At 73.8% G+C, this 24330-nt stretch carries 22 protein-coding genes and 1 pseudogene; 11 read left to right on the top strand and 12 right to left on the bottom strand.

The genetic code is table 11. The annotated features are described in order from the left end of the window. Positions 1-21 precede the first annotated feature (21 nt). Positions 22-501 carry a hypothetical protein gene (locus ACFWUZ_RS23830; RefSeq protein WP_384376328.1) on the bottom strand — a complete coding sequence of 160 codons (480 nt, stop codon included), beginning with the start codon at positions 499-501 and terminating at the stop codon, positions 22-24. A 109-nt stretch (positions 502-610) separates the two neighbouring features. On the opposite strand from ACFWUZ_RS23830, the gene ACFWUZ_RS23825 reads away from it, so the two are divergent. Further along, positions 611-1693, top strand: a complete 1083-nt coding sequence (locus ACFWUZ_RS23825) for a DUF2330 domain-containing protein (protein WP_384376325.1) — start codon at positions 611-613, stop codon at positions 1691-1693. On the opposite strand, the pseudogene ACFWUZ_RS23820 reads toward ACFWUZ_RS23825, so the two are convergent. The 4 genes and pseudogenes from ACFWUZ_RS23820 to ACFWUZ_RS23805 form a co-directional block, all read right to left on the bottom strand. Further along, positions 1650-2174: pseudogene (locus ACFWUZ_RS23820) on the bottom strand (alcohol dehydrogenase catalytic domain-containing protein); the annotation flags it as partial. The gene ACFWUZ_RS23825 and the pseudogene ACFWUZ_RS23820 sit on opposite strands and share 44 nt — an antisense overlap. 81 nt (positions 2175-2255) lie before the next feature. Next, positions 2256-3110, bottom strand: coding sequence for a DMT family transporter (locus tag ACFWUZ_RS23815; RefSeq protein WP_384376322.1), 855 nt, complete (start codon positions 3108-3110; stop codon positions 2256-2258). A 114-nt stretch (positions 3111-3224) separates the two neighbouring features. Continuing rightward, the gene (locus ACFWUZ_RS23810; RefSeq protein ID WP_384376319.1) at positions 3225-4028 is read right to left on the bottom strand and encodes a RimK family alpha-L-glutamate ligase; all 804 of its coding nucleotides are present in this window, start codon (positions 4026-4028) and stop codon (positions 3225-3227) included. Next, positions 4025-4924 carry a RimK family alpha-L-glutamate ligase gene (locus ACFWUZ_RS23805; RefSeq protein WP_384376316.1) on the bottom strand — a complete coding sequence of 300 codons (900 nt, stop codon included), beginning with the start codon at positions 4922-4924 and terminating at the stop codon, positions 4025-4027. Before ACFWUZ_RS23805 ends, ACFWUZ_RS23810 begins: the two co-directional genes overlap by 4 nt. 308 nt (positions 4925-5232) lie before the next feature. Between ACFWUZ_RS23805 and ACFWUZ_RS23800 the strand changes: the two genes are divergently transcribed. Genes ACFWUZ_RS23800 through ACFWUZ_RS23775 form a run of 6 tightly spaced genes read left to right on the top strand, consistent with a single transcriptional unit; the run spans position 5233 to position 10635 of the window. After that, positions 5233-6798 (top strand): sensor histidine kinase, encoded by a 1566-nt coding sequence (locus tag ACFWUZ_RS23800; protein WP_384376312.1) that lies wholly within the window; start codon positions 5233-5235, stop codon positions 6796-6798. Continuing rightward, positions 6795-7196 carry a roadblock/LC7 domain-containing protein gene (locus ACFWUZ_RS23795; protein ID WP_384376309.1) on the top strand — a complete coding sequence of 134 codons (402 nt, stop codon included), beginning with the start codon at positions 6795-6797 and terminating at the stop codon, positions 7194-7196. Before ACFWUZ_RS23800 ends, ACFWUZ_RS23795 begins: the two co-directional genes overlap by 4 nt. Further along, positions 7193-7546, top strand: a complete 354-nt coding sequence (locus ACFWUZ_RS23790) for a DUF742 domain-containing protein (RefSeq protein WP_384376306.1) — start codon at positions 7193-7195, stop codon at positions 7544-7546. Before ACFWUZ_RS23795 ends, ACFWUZ_RS23790 begins: the two co-directional genes overlap by 4 nt. Next, entirely contained in the window at positions 7527-8159 is a 633-nt protein-coding gene (locus ACFWUZ_RS23785) for an ATP/GTP-binding protein (RefSeq protein ID WP_384376303.1), read from the top strand. The genes ACFWUZ_RS23790 and ACFWUZ_RS23785 overlap by 20 nt, the downstream gene beginning before the upstream one ends. Continuing rightward, a complete protein-coding gene (locus ACFWUZ_RS23780; protein WP_384376300.1) occupies positions 8156-9394 on the top strand; it encodes a cytochrome P450 in 1239 nt (412 codons plus the stop codon). Before ACFWUZ_RS23785 ends, ACFWUZ_RS23780 begins: the two co-directional genes overlap by 4 nt. Continuing rightward, positions 9391-10635: a cytochrome P450 gene (locus ACFWUZ_RS23775; RefSeq protein WP_384376297.1), complete on the top strand. Its 1245-nt coding sequence runs from the start codon at positions 9391-9393 to the stop codon at positions 10633-10635. Before ACFWUZ_RS23780 ends, ACFWUZ_RS23775 begins: the two co-directional genes overlap by 4 nt. A gap of 238 nt (positions 10636-10873) precedes the next feature. On the opposite strand, the gene ACFWUZ_RS23770 is transcribed toward ACFWUZ_RS23775, so the two are convergent. The 3 genes from ACFWUZ_RS23770 to ACFWUZ_RS23760 form a co-directional block, all read right to left on the bottom strand. Beyond that, entirely contained in the window at positions 10874-11599 is a 726-nt protein-coding gene (locus ACFWUZ_RS23770) for an anti-sigma factor family protein (protein ID WP_384376294.1), read from the bottom strand. Further along, positions 11596-12207 (bottom strand): sigma-70 family RNA polymerase sigma factor, encoded by a 612-nt coding sequence (locus ACFWUZ_RS23765; RefSeq protein ID WP_384376291.1) that lies wholly within the window; start codon positions 12205-12207, stop codon positions 11596-11598. The genes ACFWUZ_RS23770 and ACFWUZ_RS23765 overlap by 4 nt, the downstream gene beginning before the upstream one ends. Before the next feature lie 83 nt (positions 12208-12290). Further along, positions 12291-13280 carry a DUF1996 domain-containing protein gene (locus tag ACFWUZ_RS23760; protein WP_384376288.1) on the bottom strand — a complete coding sequence of 330 codons (990 nt, stop codon included), beginning with the start codon at positions 13278-13280 and terminating at the stop codon, positions 12291-12293. Positions 13281-13444: 164 nt separating this feature from the next. Between ACFWUZ_RS23760 and ACFWUZ_RS23755 the strand changes: the two genes are divergently transcribed. From ACFWUZ_RS23755 to ACFWUZ_RS23745, 3 genes are all read left to right on the top strand, one after another. Continuing rightward, a complete protein-coding gene (locus tag ACFWUZ_RS23755; protein WP_384376285.1) occupies positions 13445-14182 on the top strand; it encodes a DUF1838 family protein in 738 nt (245 codons plus the stop codon). A 411-nt stretch (positions 14183-14593) separates the two neighbouring features. Continuing rightward, positions 14594-16354, top strand: a complete 1761-nt coding sequence (locus tag ACFWUZ_RS23750) for a S8 family serine peptidase (protein ID WP_384376585.1) — start codon at positions 14594-14596, stop codon at positions 16352-16354. 234 nt (positions 16355-16588) lie between these two features. Further along, the gene (locus ACFWUZ_RS23745; RefSeq protein WP_384376282.1) at positions 16589-19351 is read left to right on the top strand and encodes an AAA family ATPase; all 2763 of its coding nucleotides are present in this window, start codon (positions 16589-16591) and stop codon (positions 19349-19351) included. 16 nt (positions 19352-19367) lie between these two features. On the opposite strand, the gene ACFWUZ_RS23740 is transcribed toward ACFWUZ_RS23745, so the two are convergent. From ACFWUZ_RS23740 to ACFWUZ_RS23730, 3 genes are all read right to left on the bottom strand, one after another. After that, positions 19368-20252, bottom strand: a complete 885-nt coding sequence (locus ACFWUZ_RS23740; RefSeq protein WP_384376582.1) for a glycoside hydrolase family 19 protein — start codon at positions 20250-20252, stop codon at positions 19368-19370. A 191-nt stretch (positions 20253-20443) separates the two neighbouring features. Next, positions 20444-20857 carry a rodlin gene (locus ACFWUZ_RS23735; protein ID WP_384376279.1) on the bottom strand — a complete coding sequence of 138 codons (414 nt, stop codon included), beginning with the start codon at positions 20855-20857 and terminating at the stop codon, positions 20444-20446. 194 nt (positions 20858-21051) lie between these two features. Continuing rightward, complete coding sequence (locus ACFWUZ_RS23730; RefSeq protein ID WP_214942692.1) at positions 21052-21243, bottom strand: DUF5302 domain-containing protein; 192 nt, start codon at positions 21241-21243, stop codon at positions 21052-21054. A 261-nt stretch (positions 21244-21504) separates the two neighbouring features. On the opposite strand from ACFWUZ_RS23730, the gene ACFWUZ_RS23725 reads away from it, so the two are divergent. After that, positions 21505-22866 carry an FAD-dependent oxidoreductase gene (locus ACFWUZ_RS23725; RefSeq protein WP_384376276.1) on the top strand — a complete coding sequence of 454 codons (1362 nt, stop codon included), beginning with the start codon at positions 21505-21507 and terminating at the stop codon, positions 22864-22866. Between the two features lie 83 nt (positions 22867-22949). Here the strand turns inward: ACFWUZ_RS23725 and ACFWUZ_RS23720 are convergent, their stop codons facing one another. Continuing rightward, the gene (locus tag ACFWUZ_RS23720; RefSeq protein WP_384376273.1) at positions 22950-24209 is read right to left on the bottom strand and encodes an amidohydrolase; all 1260 of its coding nucleotides are present in this window, start codon (positions 24207-24209) and stop codon (positions 22950-22952) included. Between the last annotated feature and the right edge of the window lie 121 nt (positions 24210-24330).

The raw sequence follows: 24330 nt of genomic DNA, 5'->3' as shown, positions 1-24330 counted from the left end.
GGGTGAACCCCTGCGGGGTGGTCAGGTCCGCAGGCCGAGGATGTCCACGATGCCCTCGGCGTAGGCGGCGGTCACCGAGCCGGGGGCGGCCGCCGCCTCCTCGTGGATCCGGGGGAGGCCCCGGCGGATGAACGCGGAGCACTGCCCGTACAGCCCCGCCTCGTGCGAGGTCCCGTCGTCCTGCGTGCCCAGCAGGGCCAGCAACGTCCACAGCAGTGCCTCGCGGGTGGCCCTGCGCGGCGGACCCGCGGTCCACACGGCCATCAGCACCCCGGACACCGCCGGAGCGGGCGGCGCCAGCCGCGTCCCCGCGAAGGCGTGCCCCTCCAGCGCGCGGAACGCGGCCGGATGACCCTCCGCCGCAGCCCACAGCGTCTCCTCCAGGTGCAGCGCGGAACGCCCGCAGCCGCACTCGACGGAATCCCAGTCGTGCCGCGCGATCTCGTCCGCCACCGCATCCGGTACCAACGGGCTGCTGCGCGGCTTGTCCATCCCTCTCATGGGAGGAGTATGCGATTCGGTCACGCCGGGGGCCAGAGGCACCCTCCTCACCGCGTTGACCAGGGCACGGAACCGGAAGCCGCGGGCCCTCGTCTGAGATCCCGTGCCCATGAAACGAAGAGTCCTCGCCCTGCTGTTCGCCCTGCTCGCCACCCAGCTGGGCTCGCTCATCAGCCCGGCGTACGCCTGCGGCTGCGGGGCGATGGTTCCCGACGGCCGGTCCCGGATCGGGGTCGAGCGCGAGACGTCCGTCGTGCGCTGGGACGGCCGCACGGAGCAGATCGTGATGCGGTTCACCGTCGGCGGCGACGCCCGGAGGGCCGCATGGATCATGCCGGTGCCCGGGCGGGCCACCGTGGAACTGGGCGACGGGAAGGTCTTCGACGAGCTCGCCCGCATGACCGGGCCCGAGTACCGGACGCGCAGCTACTTCTGGCCGCGGGACGACGACTGGCCCTTCTCCTCCGGCAGCCGCGACAGCGCGGGCGCACCCCTGCCGGGCAGCGGGGAGCAGGGCGTCGGGGTCGTCGGCCGCGAGCAGCTCGGCGACTTCGACGTGGCCCGGCTGACCGCCGGCGACCCGGACGCCCTGCGCACCTGGCTGGAGGAGAACGGCTTCCAGCTCCCCGACCGCCTCGCCGAGGAGGTCAGGCCGTACGTGGACCAGAAGTGGGAGTACGTCGCCGTACGCCTCGCCCCGCGCGAGGCGGGCAGTCCGCTGCGGGGCGAACTGGACCCGCTCAGCATCCGCTTCGACAGCGACCGGCTGGTCTACCCGATGAGGCTGTCGCGGATGGCCAAGACGCCCCAGTCCCTCGGCCTGTACGTCCTGGCCGACCACCGGATGGAACCCGTCTCCCCGATCGGCGGGAACGCACCGAAGGTGACCTTCGCGGGAACCGTCGCCCCCGGGGCCGGCCCGCTCGCCGGCCTCACGGGCGGCAATCCCGTGTTCCTGACCGCGATCGACCAGAAATTCCCCGAGCCGGGGCGCATCGACGCCGACCACGAGCTCCGCGCCACCGCGAAGGACACGCCGTACCGGCGGGTGATCTACCGGAACGAGCTGCTCACGGTCGGGGACGGCATACCGGTCTGGTTCCTGACCGTGTCCGGAACCCTCGTACTGGCGGCGGGAGCCGTCCTGGTCACGGTCCGTCTACGCCGCCGGCGCAGCGGCAGCCCTGTCTGACCCGCGGGGGTCCGGCTCGGCAGGCGCGGGAGCCGGCCCGGGCCCGGGCGGCCTCCCGGGCGGGCCCCGCCTCACCGCCCGGCAGGTCCGGGCCCAGCAGGCCGCCCCGGACCATCTCGATCATCGGCGGGTAGGCGTGCGCGGCCATCCCGTGGCCGACCTGCACGGGGCGGCCGCGCCGGGCGCAGCCCCGCCACCGAGGCCGCGGCGGTCACGGGCGGCCCCAGGGCGTCGAGCGAGGGGTGCGCGCCGCCGGTGACCTCCCGTACGGCCCCGGCCGCCGTCGCGACCATCACGGCCGAGAGCTGTGGTCGCCGGCCGTGCAGTCGGGACAGCTGACGCAGACGCAGACGAACGGAGCGGGCACCCGGTCCCCGGGCCGCCGTCCGGTCCCGCCCGCCCCCACCGCCTCGACCACCCCAGCGAGTTCGTGTCCGGGCACGTGCGGCAGCACGCCGTCACCGTGTTCGGCGCGGGCTCCCCGGCCTACGCGGCCCCCGCCGGGGAGAAGAAGGTCGAGGTCATCAAGTAGCCCCACGGGGCGGGCCGGGGCGGCGGCCGGTCAGGGTGCGCCCGTCCCCGCCCGGGCCAGGGCGTACACCCCGGCGCAGATGAGGGCGAGGCCCAGCAGCTGGGGGAGCACCCACCAGTGGGCCCGCAGGTGCTCCTCGTAGAGGACCACGCCCAGCGCGACGCTGACGCCCGCGTCGCCGAGGGTCAGTGCGGGCTGGGAGGCGACCAGGGGGCCGCCCTGCATGGCGTGTTCGAGGAGCAGCAGGGCGCAGATGCCGGTCGCGCCGAAGGCGTAGGTCTGCCAGGTGGTCAGGAACGCGCCGATGCCCCGCTCGTCGAGGATGTGCACGGAGGACTTCATCAGGGCGGCCGTGAGCGCGTAGCAGACGGCGGTGGCGGCGCCGAGGCAGCCTGCCCGGGCCCGGCCCGGGGGTCGGCTCAGTCCGGCCGCGGTCAGGGCGGCGACCACGGCGGCGCACACGGCCAGGGACAGGCTCCACCGGTCGAGCGGCACGTGCGTGCGGTTGCCGTCGGGCGAGGCGGCGACCAGGACGATCCCGAGTCCGGCCACCACCCCCGCCACGGCCAGCCACAGCGTCCCGGACAGCCGCTGGCGGGCCATCAGCGAGGCGATGAGCAGGGCGAGCGGCAGCTCCAGCACGAACAGGGGCTGGACGAGGGCCAGTGCGCCCGTGGCCAGTGCCAGGGCCTGCCCGACGCCGGCCGCGATCACGGCCAGGATCCCGGCGAGCCACAGCGGCCTGCGCACCAGGTCGAGGACCAGCCCGGCCCGGAAGCCTGCGCTCTGCGGCACGGTGAGGGCGGCCCGCCGCTGGAGCACGGTGGCGAGCGCGTTGCTCAGCGCCGCGAACAGCGCGAAGAGGACCGGCAGGACGACGCCCATGCCCCGATCCTCGCCGGGCCCGGCGCCGTCCGGTGCCGCGACACCGGCCCGGACCCCGCGCGTCCCGCCCATTCCCCGTCCGGGCCTCTGCGGGCCGTCCGCCGGGGCGTGGCGCTACGCGGGCCCCGGAGCCCCGGACGCCCGGCGCAGGGTCAGGGCCACCAGGGCCTCCGGGGCGCCCGCCTGGCCCCGGATGCCGGGGAAGGCGTTGATGTCGACGATCAGCGGTGTCCCGCCGCCGGTGTCGACGATGTCCACGCCGTAGACGTCCAGGGCGAACACCGTGCCGACCTGGTGCACCAGGTCGGCCCAGCCGGCCGGCAGTTCCCCGGGCTCCAGCGGCCGGTCGGGGCCGCGTCCCCCGGGGGACAGCTCGGAACGGCGCAGGGCCGCGAAGACCCGGCCCCCGACCGCCCACAGTTTGTGGTCCCAGCCGCTGTTGGGCGCGAACTCCTGGACCACCACGGGCTCCTGGGCCCAGGGCGTCCGCAGCCGGGCCAGCTGGGCGGGGCCGTCCACGCGGGCGACCAGGTCGCCCCGGCGGTTGTGCCGGCTCTTGACCACCACGGAGGAGGAGAGCTGGGCGCCGGAAGCCCATGCGGCGAGGGAGGCGAAGGTCCGGGTGGCGGCGAAGGGCAGGCCGGACCGCCGGGCGAGCTCCGCCATCCGCGTCCGGTCCTGGCACAGCGCGGTCGCCGCCGCGGTGTTCACCACCGTGGCCCCGCGCTGCTCCAGCTGCCGTGCGAGGTCCAGCGCCCGGGGGGTCCCCGTCTTCAGCAGGTACACGTCGGCCGGCCGGCGCGGTACGTCCGACGTCCGCGGGTCGAGTGCCTCGACGGTGTGTTCGCCGGCCAGCAGGCCCGAGGCCGCCGCCAGCAGCGGATGGCCGGGTTCCGGGGTGATCAGGCCGATCCTCACGCGCCGTCACCGGCTCCCGCGGAGGCCTGCGCCGGGATGGGTACGGGCAGTGACGGGTACGGCCGCAGGCAGGGGGCCGCGGAGCCGCCCGCCCGGGCCAGTCCGAGGACCGCCCGGGCGACCCGCGCCGCCGCGTCCGGCACCTGACGGAAGCTCGGGAAGTCGTTCACGTCGACGACCACCGGTCCCTCCGGGCCCAGCAGCACGTCCACCCCGTACAGGTCGAGCCCGTACACCGAGCCCACCTGCGCGGCGATCGCGGCGACCTCCGCGGACAGGGGTACGCGGCGTTCGCGCACCGTGGGGTCCGGGTGCAGGGGGGAGCAGCGCTCGGTCGCGAACAGCTCGCCGCCGACCCCGTACACCTTGAGGTCGGTGCCCGGGTTGGGCACGTAGGGCTGGGCGATGAGCATGCCCTCGCCCGCCAGGACGGGCAGCATCGCCTCCAGCCGCTCGGGGGTGGAGACCAGGCGCACGGCCCGCCCGGAGCTGCCGTCGGCGGGTTTGACGACCAGGGGGTACTCCGATGCCGGTATCTCCCGCAGCAGTTCGGGACGGGCCACCGCGTACGTCGGCGGCAGCGGGAGCCCCCGGCCGCGCCCGATGGCGGCGGCCAGCGCCTTGTCCCGTACGCCCCGGATCGAGCGGGCGTCGTTGACCGTGGTCGCCCCGGCCGCGGCGGCGGCTTCCAGCAGGGTCAGCCCGGGTCCGCCGGACACGGTCTTGAGCACCCAGGCGTCGTGTGCCCCGGCGTCCACCACCTCGGACATGCGCAGGAGCGAGCCGCCCGGCCGCACCACGTCCACCCGGTGACCCCACGCGGTCAGCTGCCCGATCACCTCGTTCGGCATGCCGTCGTGGCGGTAGTGCTCTTCCACCAGGAAGCAGAGCCTCATCGACCTTCCCCAAATTCCCCGGACGTCCGCCGATTCCGCCCGGCGAGTTGTGACGTCACAGGATGTCATGGACCGCAATGTGATGATCGGTCCGTCTCGCACCGGGGCGGGGGTGGCGGGGGAGTGGCGTCCGGGGGTGGTCGCCGGTGCGCCGCGCGACGGCGATCGGATCCGGAACGTCCTCTATCAGCCATTACGGAACGTGAGAGTGGCCAAGTACTTTCCAAATCGATCAATAACTCTCCTATAGTTGGCCCTCGTTATCCCAGGAAACCAATCTCCTCCCGCCCCGTATGAGGCCTTGATCGATGACGGCGCCCTCCTCTCCACTCCGCCCCTCCGCGCTCGCCCTGCTGATCACCACAGCGGTCACCGGTGCGGTCTGCACGGCGGCGGTGGCCGCGGCCCCCCCGGCCGTCCGCGTCCCCCTCGCCTGGTTCTCCGGTGCGGGCGTCCTGCTGCTCGCCGTCGCGGCCTTCGCCGTCGTCTGGTCGACGCGCACGGCCCGGCTGCTGCGCCGCCGGATATCCGGTCTCGGCGGGGAACTCGCCGCCCGTGACGCCCACATCGCCCGGCTGACCGCCGACGCCGCCCGCGACGCGGCCGCGCACACCGCCGAGCGGAACAGGCTGACCGCCGCCCACTCCGCGGAACTGGACCGCCTGGCGGCCGCCCACGCCGCCCAGCTCGACACGCTGGCCGCCACCGGGGCGGCATCCCGCCAGCACCTCGCCGACGAGCTGCGCCGCGCCGAGTCCGGCCGGGCCGCCGCCATGGCCGCCGCGGCCAACGCGGCCGGCCGTATGCAGGCCCTCGCCACCGGCATGCTCGCCGACCTCCGCGACATGGAGCACCGGCACGCCGACGAGGACGTCCTCGGCGACCTCCTCCACCTCGACCACCGCACCGCCCAGGCGGGCCGCCTCGCCGACTCCATCGCCGTGCTCACCGGAGCCCGTTCGGGCCGCCGCTGGGCCAAGCCGATCGTGATGGAGTCCGTGCTGCGCGGCGCGATGGGGCGGATCGGTGGATACCAGCGGGTCCGGCTGCACTCCACCAGCGACGCCGCCGTCGCCGGGCACGCGGCCGAGGGCGTCATGCACGCCCTCGCCGAACTCCTCGACAACGCGGCGAACTTCTCCCCGCCCTCCGCCGAGGTCCACGTGTACGTGGAAGAGGTGCCCGCCGGGATCGTCATCACCGTCGAGGACAGCGGCCTGGTCATGAGCGAGGTCCAGCTGCGCCGCGCCGAACAGGCGGTGAGCGCCGAATCGCTGGACCTGGCCGGGCTCTCCGGCACCCGGCTCGGCCTCGCCGTCGTCGGCCGCCTCGCGCGCAAGCACGGGCTCACCGTGTCCTTCCGGCCCTCGGCCCGCGGCGGTACCGGGGCCCTGATGATGCTGCCGCAGGAGCTGATCAGCCACGGCCCGGCCGAAGCCGTCCCCGCCCCGGCAACCGCCGCCGCGCCGGAGCCCGCCCCCGCCCCGGCCGTGCTGCCCGCGCCCGCCCGCGACGGCCGCACGGGCGACCGTACGCACGCACGGGCCGACGACCCCGCCCCGCAGGGCGGACCCCGCGCCGCCGAGGGCGGGTCCGCGACCGGGCCGGACCCGGCCCCCGGGTCCGGCGGGAGCGGGCTGCCCCAGCGCCGCCGCGGCCAGACGCTCGCCGCCGCCCAGCCCGGAGCCGGGCGCACCCCCGACGGAGCCGAAGCGGCGCCCCGTACCGGCGAGACCCCCACCGGCGCGCACCGGCCGGCCACCCGCTTCGGCACCTTCCGCGAGGCCGTCCGCGGCCCCTCGGCGCACCCCGCGCACCCCCAGAGACACCAGAACCCTCAGACCCCCCAGCATCCGGAAGGCACCGCGCAATGACCGCCTCCACCACCGACGAGACGCTCAGCTGGCTCCTGGAAGGCCTCCTGGAGCGCACCCCCGGCGCCCGGCACGCCCTCGTGCTCTCCCGCGACGGCCTCAAGCTGTGCCGCACACCGGAGCTCTCCGTCGACCAGGCCGACCAGCTCGCCGCGATCGCCGCCGGCATCCAGAGCCTCTCGCACGGGGCGTCCATGGAGTTCGGCGACGGAACCGGCGGCGTCCGCTCCGCCATGGCCGAGTTCTACGGCGGGATCCTCTTCATCGTCGAAGCCGGCGAGGGCGCGCACCTCGCGCTCGTCGCCTCCGAGGAAGCCGACGCGGGCCTGGCCGGGCACAACATGTCCGAACTGGTCGAGCAGCTCGGCGAGCACCTCGTCGCCCGGCCCCGGGGATGAGCAGGAGCAGACCGGGCCGGGACGACTCCCCGGACCGGCTCTACACCCTCACCGGCGGCCGCAGCCGCGCCGGTTCCGACGCGTTCGACCTGGTCACGCTGATCGTCGCCGAGTGCGACGCGGCCCCCGGCATGCAGTCGGAGCACGCGGCGATCCTGCGCATGTGCCGGTACCCCACGGCGGTCGTGGAGGTCGCGGCCCGGCTGGGCCTGCCCGTGTCCATCGTCCGGATCCTCCTCGCCGACCTGCTCGGAACCGGCCGCATCAGGGCCCGCCACCCCCGTACGACGTACCGCCTTCCCGACCCCGACATCCTGGAGCAGGTGCTCGTTGGACTCCGCAGCCTCTGACGCGATCCCCGAACCGCGTCGCCAGACCCTGCTCAGCACCGCCGACAACGGTCTGAAGATCGTGATCGTGGGCGGGTTCGGAGTCGGCAAGACCACCCTGGTCCGCTCGGTCAGCGAGATCCGCCCGCTGAACACCGAGGAGACCATGACGCAGGCCGGCGAGGGCGTCGACGACACCGACCGGATCGCGGCGAAGAAGGCGACCACCGTCGCCTTCGACTTCGGCCGCATCACCCTCGACGCGCACAACGTGCTGTACCTCTTCGGCGCCCCCGGCCAGGAACGTTTCTGGTTCCTGTGGGACCGGCTGTTCTCCGGCACCCTCGGCGCGGTCGTCCTCGCCGACACCCGCCGCCTCGCCGAGTCCTGGTACGCCATCGACCGCCTCGAACACCACGGCACCCCCTTCGTCGTCGCCTGCAACGACTTCGGGGGGCCGCAGCACAGCCAGGAGCAGGTCCGCGCGGCCCTGGACCTCCCGCCCCACGTCCCGCTGGTGTTCTGCGACGCCCGCTCCCGGGAGTCGGCCAAGCACGTCCTGATCTCCCTCGTCCAGCACCTCCAGACGGCCGCCCGGCCGCATCAGCCGAAGACCCCGGAGCCCACCCCGTGACCACCCCCGCCGCGCCCGAGCCCCAGCCCGTCCCCCTGAGCGGCCCCCGGTTCCAGACCGACCCCCTCGGGCTGTACCGGGAGATGCGGCGCGACCACGGCGCCGTCGCCCCGGTCGTCCTCGACGGCGGCGTACCGGCCTGGCTCGTCCTCGGCTACCGCGAACTGCACCAGGTCACCAGCGACCCGGTGCTCTTCTCCCGGGACTCCGAGCTGTGGAACCAGTGGGACCGCATCCCCGGCGACTGGCCGCTCCTGCCGATGATCGGCCGCAAGCAGCCGTCCATCCTCTACACCGTCGGCGAACGACACCGCGAGCGGGCCGCCGTGATCAGCGACGCGCTGGAGTCCGTGGACCCGTTCGAACTCAAGGACCACGCCGAACGGTTCGCGGACGAGCTGATCGACGGCCTCTGCGGCAAGGGCGCCTGCGACATCGTCGGCGAGTACGCGATGCTCCTGCCGCTGCGCGTCCTCGCCCGGATCTACGGCTTCTCCGACGAGCAGGGACCAGGCCTCGTCACCGCCATGAACGACATGATCAACGGCCGTGAAGGGGCTCTGGAGGGCCAGCGCCACCTCGGCGGCTCGATGTACGCCCTGCTCGCGGCCAAGCAGGCCGAGCCCGGCCCGGACGTCGTCTCCCACATGCTCGCCAACCGGGCGGGCTTCTCCGTGGACGAGATCGCCCAGGACCTCATGGTGATGATGGCCGCGGGCCACCAGCCCACCGCCGACTGGATCGGCAACTCGCTCCGCCTCATGCTCACCGACCCCCGCTTCGAAGCCTCCCTGGCGGGCGGCCGGCACAGCGTCGGCGAGGCCATGAACGAGGTGCTGTGGGAGGACACCCCCACCCAGAACGTGGCCGGCCGCTGGGCCTCCCGCGACACCCACCTCGCCGGTCGCCGCATCGCCCAGGGCGACCTGCTCCTGCTGGGCCTCGCCGCCGCCAACGCCGACCCGCAGGTGCGCACCGACGCCGGCGCCCTCACCGGCGGCAACAGCGCCTTCCTCTCCTTCGGACACGGTGACCACCGCTGCCCGTTCCCCGCCCAGGAGGTCGCCGAGGTCATCGCGCGCACCGGCATCGAAGTCCTCCTGGACCGGCTGCCCGACGTCGACCTCGCGGTCCCCGCCTCCGCACTGGCCCGGCGCCCGTCCCCCTGGCTGCGCGGACTGTCCGAACTCCCGGTGACCTACACCCCGACCCCCGCCCTTGGAGCCTCCCGATGACCTGCCCGATCGACCACTCCGGCGCCGACGAGGCCGCGCCCGTCGTCCTCGACCCCTTCGTCACCGACCTGGACGCGGAGAGCGCCCTGCTGCGCGCCCGGGGTCCGCTCGTACGGGTCGTCCTGCCCGGCGGCGTCGGCGTCTACGCCGTCACCCGCCACGCGGAGGCGCGAACCCTGCTCACCGACTCCCGGGTCGTCAAGGACATCGGCGTCTGGGGTGCCTGGCAGCGCGGTGAGATACCCGCGGACTGGCCGCTGATCGGCCTCGCCAACCCCGGCCGCTCGATGCTCACCGTCGACGGCGCCGAGCACCGCAGGCTGCGCACCCTGGTCGCACAGGCCCTGACCGTACGCCGGGTGGAGAAGCTGCGGGGCGGCATCGAGGAGCTGACGGCCGGCATGCTCGACCGGCTGGCCGCCCTGCCGGCCGGCGAACGCGTCGACCTGAAGGCCGAGTTCGCCTACCCCCTGCCGATGAACGTGATCAGCGAGCTGATGGGCGTCGACGCGGCCGAACACCCCCGGTTGAAGGCGCTGTTCGAGAAGTTCTTCTCCACGCAGACCCGCCCCGAGGAGGTGCCGCAGATGATGGCGGACCTCGGCGCGCTCTTCTCCCGCATCGTGGAGTCCAAGCGCGAGAACCCGGGCGACGACCTGACCAGCGCGCTCATCGCCGCCTCGGAGGACGGGGACCACCTGACCACCGAGGAGATCACCAACACCCTCCAGCTGATGGTCGCCGCCGGCCACGAGACCACGATCAGCCTGATCGTCAACGCGGTCGTCGCCCTGCAGACCCACCCCGAGCAGCGGGCCCGCGTCCTGAAGGGCGAGGTCCCCTGGGAGAACGTGATCGAGGAGACCCTGCGCTGGTCCACCCCGACCTCGCACGTCCTGATCCGCTTCGCCACCGAGGACATCGAGGTCGGGGACCGGATCCTGCCGAAGGGCGAAGGGCTCGTCGTCTCCTTCGGCGCCATCGGCCGCGACGAGGAGCAGCACGGCGCCACGGCGGGGGAGTTCGACGTCACCCGCACCCCCAACCGCCACATCTCCTTCGGCCACGGCCCGCACGTCTGTCCCGGCGCCGCGCTCTCCCGGCTGGAGGCCCTGGTCGCCCTCCCGGCCCTGTACGCCCGCTTCCCGGACCTGGCCCTGGCCGTGGCGCCCGAGGAACTCCGCAACAAGCCGGTCCTGACCCAGAACGACCTGTTCGACCTGCCGGTCCACCTGTCCTGACCGGCGATGTCCACGTGCGGCCGCGTTCTCCGGCGCGCTGCCGGCCCGGCGGGTGAACGAGCTGCTGGGCCGGGTCGAGCTACCTGTTCAGGTAGCCCCGTGATCGCCCCCGGTGGTGAGCGGGGGGTGCGCGAGAGCGCGAGCTGCAACTGATTGGGTGGCAAGCAGGAGCCCGGGAGCTGGACATGCTCCCGGGCTCTGTCACGTTCCCGTCCCCCTGCCCGGACGGGAACACCCGTCACACCGGTACGGACACGAACGCCCTGCCCGCCTCGTTCTCGACGAGGATCGCCCTGACGTCCGAGGGATCCACGGCCGCCGAGCCGTCCAGCGCCGCCCCCTTGCCCTCGCCGTTCTCCTGGCCGCCCACGACCCAGCCGCCCGCGGTGGTGCGCGTACCGTCCTTGGCGACGACGACGAGCCGGCACCGCTCGCCCGGCGGGATGCCCGTCACGGCGGCGTTCACCCGCACCCACTGCTTGGCGGGCGTCATCTGTACGGTCATCCGCGCACCCGTGGCCCGGTCCGTGGCCGAGGCCACCCTGGTCCCGGGCGGAGGCGGCGAAGGAGCCCCGGAGGCCGACGGGGAGGGCTGCGGAGGCAGCGCCCGGGGCTCCGGATCCCCGCCGCCCAGCTGGGCGCCGGCCCAGAACACCGCGGCCATGGAGGCCGCCGCGGCCAGTCCCGCGAGACCCAGGCGGCGGCGCTGCGCGCCCGCCCGCTCCCCGCGCATCTGCCGCAGCGTGCGCTGGAGCAGCAGGTCTCCGCCCTGCGGCGGTCCGTCGAGGAACGCCTCCTCGGGCACCTCGCCGAGCGCCAGCTCCATCTCGCGCAACGCGGCCACCTCCTCCCGGCACTGCACGCAGTTCCGCAGGTGCTCGTCGACCCGCCGGGTCTCCTCGCCGTCCAGGACGCCGAGCACGTACGGGCCGAGCAGTTCCTCCTCGTGTCGCTGCCGGTTCATGCCACCACCTCACGCAGTCCGGCGGGCTGCTGGGGCGGCCTGCCCGTTCGATTTCCTCTTCTGGAGCCGTTCCCCCGGGCAGCGCCGTCGACGAAGACCTCGCGCAGGGCCTTGAGCGCGTAGTGCGAGCGCGATTTGACCGTGCCCGCCGGGATGCCGAGGCTGTCCGCGGCCTCCGCGACGCTGAGCTGCCGGTAGTACAACTCCTTGAGGACGTCCCGGTGTTCCGGGGACAGCTGGTCGAGGGCCCCCAGGACCGTCATGGAGTCCACCACGGAGTCGGCGTGGTCCGCCTCCACCGGGGGAACGGACGCCTCCCCGGAGACCTCCGGGGGCCGGGCCGCCCTGGCCCGGTACCGGTCGGTGATGATGTTGCGGGCCACGGTGAGCAGCCAGCCGCGCACCGATCCCTTCCCGTTGACCAGGACCTCGGTATGCCGCCAGGCCCGGATCAGGGTCTCCTGGACGACGTCCTCGGCGGCGGCCCGGTCCCCGGTCAGCCGGGTGGCGTACGCGAGCAGGGCCTGGCCGTGCTCCTCGTAGACCGACTTGATCAGAGCCTCATCGGTCGAGCCCCGCCGAGTGCGGGGCCACAGTGGTCCGGCCATCTCACCCTCTCCGTCTTTCGCGCGTACCTGGTGCGGTCGGAACACGCCCCCGGTACGCCGACGGTTCATGTGACGTACGTCACTCAGCTCCGGCAGGTGCGGCCGGTGTTGAGGCAGTCGACCACCGCGGCCATCTGCTCGTCGGTCATCGCGTTCACGAACATCGCGTGGTCCGTCCTGGGGCTGTGCCGCTGCTCGGGGAAGGAGTCGAGCGCGATGGGCGCGCCCGCCGGGAGGGCGTACGTGAAGGAGACGCGCAGCTCCGGCACGGGGAAGGTGCTCCGGGGGCAGACGCCGTCCGTGGAGGGGAACCGCAGGTGCGAGCGGTGCCCGGCGCCGGCCGTGTCGAGGCCGTTCCAGCAGCTGGGGAAGGTCAGGGTGCGGGTGAGCAGGTCACCCTCGGGGCAGCGGGGGTAGCGGGTGGTGGTCCGGTCGGGGGAACCCGAACAGCCCCAGCGGGCCCGTACGTCCGCCTCGCTGCCCGCCGTGTACGCGACGGCGTCCCCCGTCACCCCGCGCAGGAAGCGCGGCATGGGAACCACCTGGCTCGTCGGGTTGCCGCGGAACTCCACCACGACCGAGGCCTCCGGCACGATCTCGCCCGTGTTGCCGTGGCCCGCCGAGGTCTCGTGGGGGCGCGTGCCCGGGCGGTCCGGGCGGCGCAGGACCGGCCAGTAGTACGTGGAGCGGTCTCCGCCCGCGCAGCTGGTGGCGGCCGCGTCCAGGGAGGCGTCGGTCGACATGGCGTCCGTGGAGAGGTTCCCGACGTACGCGTGCGTGTGGTGTGCCCCGGAGGGCAGGCCGGGCGAGACGACCAGGTTGTCCTCGTTGTAGTGGCCCTGCTCGTTGCGGCCGCAGTCCACCACCACCGAGCCGGTCGAGGCGTCGGGGCCGGGGGAGGGGGCGTGGTCCGGGGTGCGCGGAACGTCGCGGATGTCCACGGAGTCGGCAGGGGCCGGGCCCGCCCCGTGCCGGGGGCCGGCCGCACGCGAGGCGCCCAGGACGGCGGCGAGCAGCCCGCCCCCCAGCACCAGGCAGACGACGAGCGTGAGCAGGCGGTGTTCGTTCCCCATGCGGTCACGGTCACCGGTGGCGCCACCCCAGTCAACCTGTCATCCGCAGGGCGGACGCCGTTGCACCCTGTATCCCTGGAGATCACGCCATGCGCCATAACTGCCGTTCGGTACCGGTAGCGGACGGTTGCCGACCCGTACAACGACCCAGCACAGTACGCCGTATGACACCCGCCGAGCTCCTGAACGCCCTCGCCCGCACCCGCGCCTCGCTCGACGGACGGGAGGTGACCTTCTGGTGGTCCGGCGACGTCTACTCCTGGGCCCCGGGCGAGCCCTATCAGCGCATCTTCGGCTTCGAGGGACTCAATGTCGCCCGCCTCGTCACCGACGAGGAGAGCGGCGGCTACCGGCTGCTCTCCCGGGAGGCGGCCTTCTACCTGGACCCCCTCACCCGGGAGATCCTGGAGACCTGGGAGGGCAAGCGGGTCGTCCACGTCTGGAACGACCCCGCCAACCAGAAGTGGCGCCCCTTCCCCGTGCCCGTCACGGACCTCGGCGAACAGGTCTGCTTCAGCCTGGAGATCCCGCTGGCCTATCCGTCCCCGCTGCCCGTGGCCGAGTTCCCGCAGAACTCGGCCGACGACACCTACCGGGCCCTGGAGCTCTTCCAGTTCTTCGCACCCGCGTCCGTCCTGGCCACCGACGCGGTGAGCGTGCCCTCCACCATGTCGTGGACGCGGATGTCCCCGTGGCTCCCCTGGATGGAACGGGGCGCCCGCCCGGGCGGTCTCACCTTCCACTGCCGCGGCCGCAAGCTGGAGTCCTACGCCGAGGTCCCGGAGCGCACCCGCGCGTACGTCGCCGGGCACCACCCCGCGTTCGCCCACGCCCCGGAGAAGTGGAGCGAGCCGAACGAGACCAGCTGGACCTGGTTCCGCAAGCTCTCCGAAGGCCGGTAGCGGGCCGGCGCGCCCGTCCGCCACCCCGTCCGTGCGGCCCCCCCCGGGGAGCCCCTGGGGAGCGGCAGGGGCCGGACAAGGGTTTTCCCCGTATCGGGTTCACCGCCACGTTGCCTACTGTCTGCCCACCGGCGACCTTCCCCAGTCCGACCGCCCACGCTCCAACCCCACATGGCGCGATGCGGCCGGGCCGGGGGGATCGCCGGTCACGCCGTTGCCCGGCCCGCCGTCGTGGACGGGCAGCGTGGCGCTGACGGTGACCGGGGCGGGTTCGACCAGCCCGCCCCGGCCCCGTGGCCGCCGGTTCACCTCCCACACTGCACCGACCGGCCGCTCCGGCCTGCCCGGAAGCGGCCCGCGAAAGGGAACACCGTGCACGCATCCAGACGAAGGCTCATATCCGTGGTGGCGATGTCCGTCACCCTGCTCGCCGGTTCCGCCACCGCCTCGGTGGCCGTGGCCGCCGAGGCCCCGGCCCCCGCCCCGACCGCCGCCGCGGTCACCCCCACCGCGCCGGTCGAGAACCTCATCGTCGGATACAAGTCCACGGCGACGGAAGCCAGTTCCAACACCGCGGCCGCCGACGACGCCGCCGCCAAGGGCAAGAAGGCCGGCAAGAAGGCGAAGTTCGACCGCCGCCTCGGCACCGGTGCCGCCCTCGTCAACCTGGGCGGCACCGTCGCCCCCGCCGAGGCCGCCGACGTCATGGCGCAGTTCCGGGCCGACCCGGACGTCGCCTACGTCGAGCCCGACTCCCGCGCCTACGCGCTGGCCACCCCGAACGACACCGAGTACGCCAAGCAGTGGGACCTCTTCGAACCCACCGCGGGCATGAACGTCCCCGCCGCGTGGGACAGGACCACCGGCACCGGGGTCACCGTCGCCGTCCTCGACACCGGCTACGTCGCCCACTCCGACCTCGCCGCGAACGTGGTCGCCGGCTACGACTTCATCACCAGCGCCTCAGGTGCCCGCGACGGCAACGGCCGCGACGCCAACCCGGCGGACCAGGGCGACTGGAGCGCTGCCGGGGAGTGCGGCATCGGCTCCAAGGCCAGTGACTCCTCCTGGCACGGCACCCACGTCGCGGGCACCATCGCCGCGTCCACCGGCAACGCCAAGGGCATCGCCGGCATCGCGTACGGCGCCAAGATCCAGCCCGTCCGCGTCCTCGGCAAGTGCGGCGGCGCCACCTCGGACATCGTCGACGCCATCACCTGGGCCTCCGGCGGCTCCGTCCAGGGCGTCCCGGCGAACGCCACGCCCGCCAAGGTGATCAACATGAGCCTCGGCGGCTCGGGCGCCTGCACCGCGTCCTACCAGAACGCCATCAACGCCGCCGTCGGCCGGGGCACCACCGTCGTCGTGGCCGCGGGCAACAGCAACGCGGACGCGGCCGGCTTCTCGCCCGCCAGCTGCAACAACGTCGTCAACGTGGCCGCCAGCAACCGCACCGGCGACCGCTCCTTCTACTCCAACTACGGCGCGATCATCGACGTCGCCGCCCCGGGCGGTGAGACCCGCCGCGCCACGGACACGCCCGGCACGGTCACGACCCCCGAGAACGGCATCCTCTCCACCCTGAACGCCGGCACCACCACCCCCGGCGGCGAGATCTACAAGCCCTTCCAGGGCACCAGCATGGCCGCCCCGCACGTCGCGGGCCTCGCCGCGCTGCTGAAGTCGGCGAACTCCGCGCTGACCCCGGCCCAGATCGAGTCGGCGATCAAGACGAACGCCCGCCCGCTGGCCGGTACCTGCACCGGTGGCTGCGGCGCCGGTCTCGCCGACGCGGCCGCGACCGTCGCGGCCGTGACCTCCGGTCCGGTCACCCCGTCCTTCGAGAACACCGCGGACTTCGCCATCGGTGACAACGCCACCGTGGAGAGCCCGATCACCGTCAGCGGCGTCACCGGCAACGCCCCGGCCGCCCTCAAGGTGGGCGTGAACATCGCGCACACCTACACCGGTGACCTCAAGGTCGACCTGGTCGCCCCCGACGGTTCCGTCTACGTCCTGCACAACCGGGCCGGCGGCAGCGCGGACAACATCAGCCAGACCTACACCGTCAACGCCTCCTCCGAGGTCGCGAACGGCACCTGGAAGCTCCGCGTGAACGACAACGCCGGCGGCGACACCGGCAAGATCGACTCCTGGAGCCTCGGCTTCTGATCCGGTCATTCCGACCGGATCCGGCTCCTCAACTCGGCCTGACGGGCCGATAGTACGGACCAATCCCACTCGGCGGACCTGCCTATACACCTCGTATCGGCAGGTCCGACGGTGTTTCCTGTCGGCTGACTGAATTCTGCGTCACAATCCGGGTCCGTCCGGCATCCGACCTCGTATTGTCGCGTCACACAGGAAAGGCACAGGAGCTGGGGACCGAGAGGCTGGTGGCTGTGCGTGGTGGCGGCGACGGGGCACGCTGACACGAGCGTCGGGCACGATGAACTGATCAAGGCGGTCGACCGCGCGCTGACCACGCACGGGCGGGCCTTGCTGACGGGACCGGCCGGAGCGGGCAAGACCGAGGTGGTCCGCGCCGTCGCCGCCGCCGCGGAATCCCGCCGCGAGACGGTGCTCCGTCTCGCCCCGGAGGCCGCCGACCGGTGGATACCCGAGGCATCCGCGGCCGCGCTGCTGGCCTCCGTCCCGGGCGCCGCACTGGAACGGCTCTCCGGCCCCCAGCGCACCGCCATCGCCCTGCTCCGCCGGGAGGCCGACGCCCCCCGCGCAGGCCGCGACCACGTCGCCCTGCGTCTCGCCGTCGTCGAAGTGCTCCGTACCCTCTCCGGCCGCCAGCCCGTCCTGCTCGTCCTGGACAACGCCCAGTGGTTCGACGCCGAGAGCACCGACCTGCTCCGCTTCGCACTGCGCCTCACCCCGCCCCGGGTACGCGTCCTCGTCGCCGAATGCGTCCAGGGCGGGGCCGCAGTCGGCGAGGCCCTCTGCGGCGCCGGCACCCCGGCCATCCCCGTCCCCCCGCTCGGCGCCGACGAGGTCGCCGAACTCCTGGTGCGCCGGGGCCTGCCCGCCCGCCTCGCCGGCCGCATCCACCAGGCCAGCGGCGGCAACCCCCGTCTCGCCCTCGCCCTCGGCCAGTCCCTCGCCGAAGCCCGCGTCGGCAGCGCGCACCACGCCGACACCCTGCCCGTCTCCGGACCGGCCCGCGAGGTGGCCCGCCGCCTCCTCGCCGCCGCCCCCGCCCGGTCCCGCCGGACCCTGCTGCTCGCCGCCCTCGCCACCCGCCCCACCACCGCCCTGCTGCGCCGCGCGGGCCGGCCGGACGCGGAGGCGGAACTGGCCGAGGCGGAACGGGCCGCGCTCGTCAGCGTGGGGGAGGACGGCGCCGTCGAGTTCACCGCGGGCGCGCTGCCCACCGCGCTCGCCGCCGACGCCGGCTGGCCCGAGCGGGCCGCCGGGCACGCCGCCCTGGCCGCCGCCGTCGACGACCCCGTCCAGGCCGTACGCCACCGTGCGCTGGCCGTCGACACCCCCGACGAGTGGCTCGCCGCCGAGATCACCGAAGCGGCCGCCGCCTGCCGCCGCCGCGGACAGCGGGCCCTCGCCGCCGAACTGGGCCTGCTCGCCGCGGAGCGCACGCCGCACCACCTGGCCGGGGAGGAGCTGGCCCGGCTCGTCGCCGCCGCCGAGGACGCCGGGTGGGCCGGGCGCGCCGACCTCGCCCGCCGGGCCACCCGCGCCGTACTGGCCCGCGACGCCTCCCCGGCTGACCGGGTACGGGCCCGGCTCGCCGTGATCGACGCCGCCGGGCAGGCCCTCGGCACCCTGGAGGAGACCTTCGCCCACGCCATGGTCGACGCCGAGGGCGACCCCGCCCTGCAAGCGGCCGTCCAGCTGCGGATCGCCTGGAAGCACAACCTCAGCGACGGCGACCCCGTCCGCTCCCGCGACGCGGCCGCCGAGGCCGGGGCGCTCGCGGCCAAGGGCGGCGACCAGGTCGCCGAGGCCATGGCCCTCACGGTCCGGGCCCGCATGGGACGCATCCTGGGCGACCCCGACGCCGAGGACATCCTGGCCGAGGCACTCGCCCTGCCGGCGCCCGAAGTGCCCCTCGGCATGCGCAACGCCCCGCGCTACCTCGCCGTACGCCACGCCCTCTTCGACGACCGCCTCGCCGACGCCCGCCGGCTGCTGATGGTGCTGCTGCCCGCCGTCCAGCGCACCGGGTCCGCCGAGGACGTCTTCGAGGTCCTGCGCAGCCTGGCCGAGGTCGAACTGCGCGGCGGCCGGTGCGAGGCCGCCTCCACCCACGCCCGGCGCGCCCTGGAGCTGACGATCGAGGCCGGGCTGTCGCCCGGACCCGCCTGGTACGTGGCCGCGATGGCCGAGGCGATGGGCGGCAGCTTCGCGCGGGCCGCCGGGTACGCCCGGCGCGGCATCCAGGCCTCGGAGGAGGAGCACGACCAGGTGTTCCTCTCGCGCAGCCTGCACGCGCTCGGGCTGGTCGAACTGGCCACCGGCGAGGCGGCCAAGGCCGTGGCCACCCTGCGCCGGGTCGCCGCACTGGAGTCCGCCCAGCAGGTGGTGGACCCCTCCGTCCTGCGCTGGCACGGTGACCTGGCCGAGGCGCTGGTCGCCGCGGACGCACCGGAGGAGGCCGCCCGGCTGCTCGACTGCGTCCACGGGACCGCCCGCGGCCTCGGACGCGCCGGGGTGGTCGCCGCCCTCGACCGGGCCCGGGGCCTGTGCCTGTCGGCCCAGGGCGACGCCGACGCCGCGGTCGCCCTCCTGGAGGCGACGGAGCAGCGGTTCGCCGCCCTCCGGCTACCGCTGGAACGGGGCCGGACGCTGCTGGCCCTCGCCCGGGTGGAACGGCGCCGCAGGCGGCGAGCACCGGCCCGCGCCGCCCTCCTGGCCGCGGCCGGGGAGTTCGAGGGGGCCGGGGCGGGTCCCTGGGCGGAACTCGCCCGGGAACCGGCCGCCGGACCCGGGGAGGGGAACGGGGCCGAAGCGGTCGCCTCGCTGACGGAGGCCGAGGTCCGTCTCGCCGTGCTCGTCGGCCGGGGCGCCAGCAACCAGGAGGCGGCGGCGAAGCTGTTCGTCAGCGTCAAGACGGTCGAGGCCCGGCTGACCCGCATCTACCAGAAGCTCAACGTCCGCTCCAGGGCTCAGCTGGCCACCGCCCTCAGCGGCAGCCGCTGAGCCCCGGGCCGGGCCGTCAGCAGCCGAGGTTGTTCCCCGGCGTGACCCCGAGCAGCTGCGTGAAGCGCTGGTAGGTGGAGATGCGGCTCTGGACCTGCGCCGGGTTGCCGCCGTTGCACTCCAGGGCCCCGTTGATCGAGCGGATGGTCTCGCCGAAGCCCGCGCCGCTCACCATGGCGGTGTGGGCGGTCATCGTGCCCGGCCCGTTCTGGGTGTTCCAATACCAGAGCGCCGTCTTCATGGCGACGGCCGGGTCCTGTTCGACCAGGTAGGGGTTGGCGAGCAGGTTCAGGCCGAGGGCGTCACCGGCGGCCTTGTAGTTGAAGTTCCAGCTGAGCTGGATCGGGCCGCGTCCGTAGTAGGCGGCCTGGCCGGCCGGACAGCCGTAGGGCCGGGTCGCGTCGCAGTAGTGGGGGTAGTTGGCGGTGTTCTGCTCGACGATGTGGACCAGGCCGCCCGTCTCGTGCGAGACGTTCGCGAGGAAGGCGGCGGCCTCGCGCCGCTTCACGGTGTCGTCACCGGTCTGCGCGAAGCCCGGGTACGCCGACAGGGCCGCGACCAGGCCGTTGTAGGTGTAGAAGGGGTTCCGGTTCGGGAACATCTGCTGGAACTGGGCTTCGGAGACCACGAAGCCGGAGGGGTTGCCCGGGTCGGGGTCCTGCCCGCCGCCCCCACCGCAGGCGCCCTGGTCCGACCAGACGCCCCACTGCCCCGTGGTGCCGGGCGTCTCGCCCTGGGTCCACCACTTGGCCTGCCAGTTGTGCCCGTTGTACGAGGCGCTCATGCCGTTCGTGTAGACGGCGGAGGAGCCCCACGCTCCGGCGCAGGCGGGCGCCGCGGAGGCGGAGGAGGAGGGGAAGGTCAGAGCGAGGCCGACCGTGACGGCCGCGGCGGCGACCATGGACAGGGCACGGTGGCGAAACGCACGTATCACGTAACTGCTCCTTCAGTGGGGGGAGTTGCCGTGGGGCGGCAACTACGCCACTGAAGCGAAAATGGTCTGGACCTGTCAAGGTCTAGACCATGGGGATCTCGTGGTGATTCCGTGCCACGGCTCCGGCGCGGGGGTCGCGCCGGAGCCGTGGCCGCAGGTCAGCTGCCCGCAGAGAGGTTGCCCGAGAGGACCGGGATGTTCTCCAGGATGTGCGAGAGCGACTCGTCGCCCTTGGCCTGGGTGGAGTTCTCGGTGCACTGCTGGTTCTGCGGGTTCGACAGGATGTTGACGTCCTGGACGCCGATGTTGGCGAGGACCGCCACCAGGGACTGGGCGTTGACCTTGGCCGGAAGGCCGACGCAGAGCTTGTTCAGCGAGCCCTGGATCGCACCGAGCTGCGGGCTCATCCGGCCCTCGGTGGCCTGGTTGCCGTAGATCTGCGCGGCGCCGTTGCCGTTCACGGTGTTGACGCCGTTGTCGTTGCCGATCGCCATCGCCGGGGAGGCTGCGGCGGCGCCCGCGCCCAGTACGGAGGCGGTGACCGCGGCGGTGGCCATGAACTTCTTGAACATGTGGGGGATCCTTCTGTCGCACTGTCGCATGAGATAGCTGCCCTCGGCGGGACGCGCTGATCAACTGCTGTAGGTGCTCGTGGTTATCCCCACTCACCCGGGTGGCCCATTTGGCACACCGGCCGCCCCGGGGTGCGGCGGGCGGCCCGGTCCCGCCGCCGGGGCGGCGAGACTGAGCTCCTCGGGGCGGAGGGTCAGCCGGTCTTGCGGCGGACCTTCTTGTTCTTGCCGCCGGGGCCGCTGCTGGATCCCTGGACCTTCGCCCGGCTCTGGTGCGCCTGCTGGGACTGGGCATTCGCCGCGTTGCGCTCCAGCGCCTCCCGGAACTTGCGCTTGGCCTCCTCGGCCGGCGATTCGTCCTGCGGGGTGTCTGTTTCGTCTGCCATTCGTCCTCCTGGGGTGATCAAACCGTTTCAGTCTGTCAGCTCGGGTGCCTGCTGACCAGCGAGTTCCCCCTGAGGGTGCGCTCACCGGGCGGGCGCTCCTCCAGTGGAACGCGACCGGAATGCAAGGCTCCAAGCATAGCTTGGGGGAGGCATAAGGTTTGGTTATGGGGCCATAAACGGCCACGGGGTGCTGGGTTAGGGTTACCTCAGTTTATGGTTCTGCTTGATCCACCTCGTTCATCGCTCGAAGGGAACTTCGTCATGCCTCGCCCCCTGCGGGTAGCAATCGTCGGTGCCGGTCCCGCAGGGATCTACGCGGCGGACGCGCTGCTGAAGTCCGAGACCGCCCTCGAGCCCGGCGTGTCCATCGACCTCTTCGAGAAGATGCCCGCGCCCTTCGGCCTGATCCGCTACGGCGTCGCCCCCGACCACCCGCGGATCAAGGGCATCATCACCGCCCTGCACCAGGTGCTCGACAAGCCGCAGGTCCGCCTCTTCGGGAACGTCGACTACCCGAACGACATCAGCCTCGACGAGCTGCACTCGTTCTACGACGCGGTGATCTTCTCCACGGGCGCCACGGCCGACCGCATGCTGACCATCCCGGGCGTCGAACTCGACGGTTCCTACGGCGCCGCGGACTTCGTCTCCTGGTACGACGGCCACCCCGACGTCCCCCGTACCTGGCCGCTGGAGGCCGAGAAGGTCGCGGTGCTCGGCGTCGGCAACGTCGCCCTCGACGTCGCCCGCATCCTCGCGAAGACGGCCGACGAGCTGCTGCCGACCGAGATACCGCCGAACGTCCACGCCGGCCTCAAGGCCAACAAGGCGCTCGAGGTGCACGTCTTCGGACGTCGCGGTCCGGCGCAGGCCAAGTTCAGCCCGATGGAGCTGCGCGAGCTGGACCACTCGCCCACCATCGAGGTCATCGTGAACCCCGAGGACATCGACTACGACGACGGTTCCATCGCCACCCGCCGCGCCAACAAGCAGGCGGACATGGTCGCCAAGACCCTGGAGAACTGGGCGATCCGCGACATCGGCGACCGCCCCCACAAGCTCTTCCTGCACTTCTTCGAGTCGCCCACGGAGGTGCTCGGCGAGGACGGCAAGGTCGTCGGACTGCGCACCGAGCGCACCGAGCTCGACGGCACCGGCAACGTGAAGGGCACCGGCCGGTTCACCGACTGGGACGTCCAGGCCGTCTACCGCGCCGTGGGCTACCTCTCGGACGAGCTGCCCAAGCTCCCCTGGGACGTGGAGACCGGTACGGTCCCCGACGAGGGCGGCCGTGTGATCGAGGCCGGCAGGCACCTCCCGTCGACGTACGTCACCGGATGGATCCGGCGCGGCCCGGTCGGGCTCATCGGCCACACCAAGGGCGACGCCAACGAGACCGTCGCGAACCTCCTCGCCGACCATGCGGAAGGCCGGCTGCTCACCCCGGCCGCGCCCGCACCGGAGGCCGTCGAGGCCTTCCTCGCCGAGCGGAGCGTGCGCTGGACGACGTGGGACGGCTGGTACCGCCTCGACGCCGCGGAGAAGGCCCTCGGCGAACCCCAGGGCCGCGCGCGCGTGAAGATCGTCGAGCGCGAGGACATGCTGGAGGCGAGCGGAGCCTGACCGGCGGAAGGGGGCCGGGACCCGGCTGGTCCCGGCCCCCTCCGCATCGCGCGAGGCGGTGCGCGCGCCGGCCGGCCCGGCGCCTACGGCACCGGAGCCGTCAGGCAGGTGAGGGCGGCCGCCGTCAGCGCCCGTACGCCCGCCGGCAGCGCCGTGCGCACGTCCGGTGCGAAATCCGGCGCGTGATTGGCGGGCAGCGCCGCCAGCTTCAGGGCCGCGGTCGCCCCCGGCGCGGCCGCCCAGGCCGCCGGCCCGATGGCCCCGAACATCCAGTAGGCGAGGCGGACCCCTTCCGCGCCGTGCAGGTCACGCCCCGCGTCGCCGAACAGTGCGAAGTCCTCGGTCGCCAGGGACGGCGGCCACATGGCCACCCGCTCGGGGCCGAACTCCGTCACGTGGGCCCCCCGTACCGCGGCCGTCGTCGCCGGGTCGGGATGGGTGACGGGGGACGCGGACACGCGGACGATCCCGGGCTCCCGGGGGCAGTCCGCCGCCGCGCACTCCGCGCGCACGATCCGCTCCACCGCCGCGGCCGCGCGCGCCAGGGCCGCCTCACCGGCCGCCCTCACGGTGACGGCCAGTTCGGCCCGCTCGGGCACGACGTTCGCCCGCTCGCCCGCGTGGAACGAGCCGACCGTGACGGCGACCTGCTCCGAGGGCGCCGCCTCCCGGGCCACCACCGTCTGCAGCCGGGTCACCACGTGCGCCGCCGCCACCACCGGGTCCACCGTCAGGTGCGGGGCCCCCGCGTGCCCGCCGCGGCCGTGCACCACGATGCGGAAGGTGACGCTGCCCGCGGTCATCGGCCCGTACCCGTGGGCCACCATCCCCGCGGGCAGCGGGGCCGAGTGCTGTGCCAGCACGGCGTCCGGGACGCCGGTGCGCTCGTACAGGCCGTCCGACAGCATGGCCCGGGCGCCCGCCAGGGTCTCCTCCGCGGGCTGGCCCACGACGACCAGCGTGCCCTGCCGGGCCAGTGGCGACCGGGCCAGCAGCGAGGCGGCCCCCGCCGCCGCGGCCAGGTGGAGGTCGTGCCCGCACGCGTGCGCCGCCGCGCCCTCGCTCGCGTAGGCCAGCCCGGTCGTCTCCCGGACCGGCAGGGCGTCCAGCTCGGCCCGCAGCAGTACGGTCGGTCCCCCGCCGCCGCGCAGCACCCCGGCGACGCCGTGCCCGCCGATCCCGCGCGTGGTCTCGTACCCCGCGGCCTCCAGCCAGTCGGCGAACCGGCCCGCCGTGCGCTCCTCGGCGCCCGACAGCTCGGGATGCCGGTGCAGGTCCAGGTAGAGGGTCGTCAACGGCCTGACGATTCCGGCCAGTCCGGGAAGTCCGGCGAGTTCGGTCATGCGGCCATGATCGGTCAGCGCTCCCGGGACCGGGACGCCAGGGCGCTGACACTTTCCGTCAGCGAGGTGTCAGCGGTACGCCGGGTCAGGTGCAGGTGCGACCGGTTCTGATGGGGGGGCA

Source organism: Streptomyces sp. NPDC058646, assembly GCF_042716875.1.
Classification (GTDB): domain Bacteria; phylum Actinomycetota; class Actinomycetes; order Streptomycetales; family Streptomycetaceae; genus Streptomyces.
Note: the sequence above shows the minus strand (reverse complement) of the source record. Positions and strands in the feature narration are given on the sequence as shown.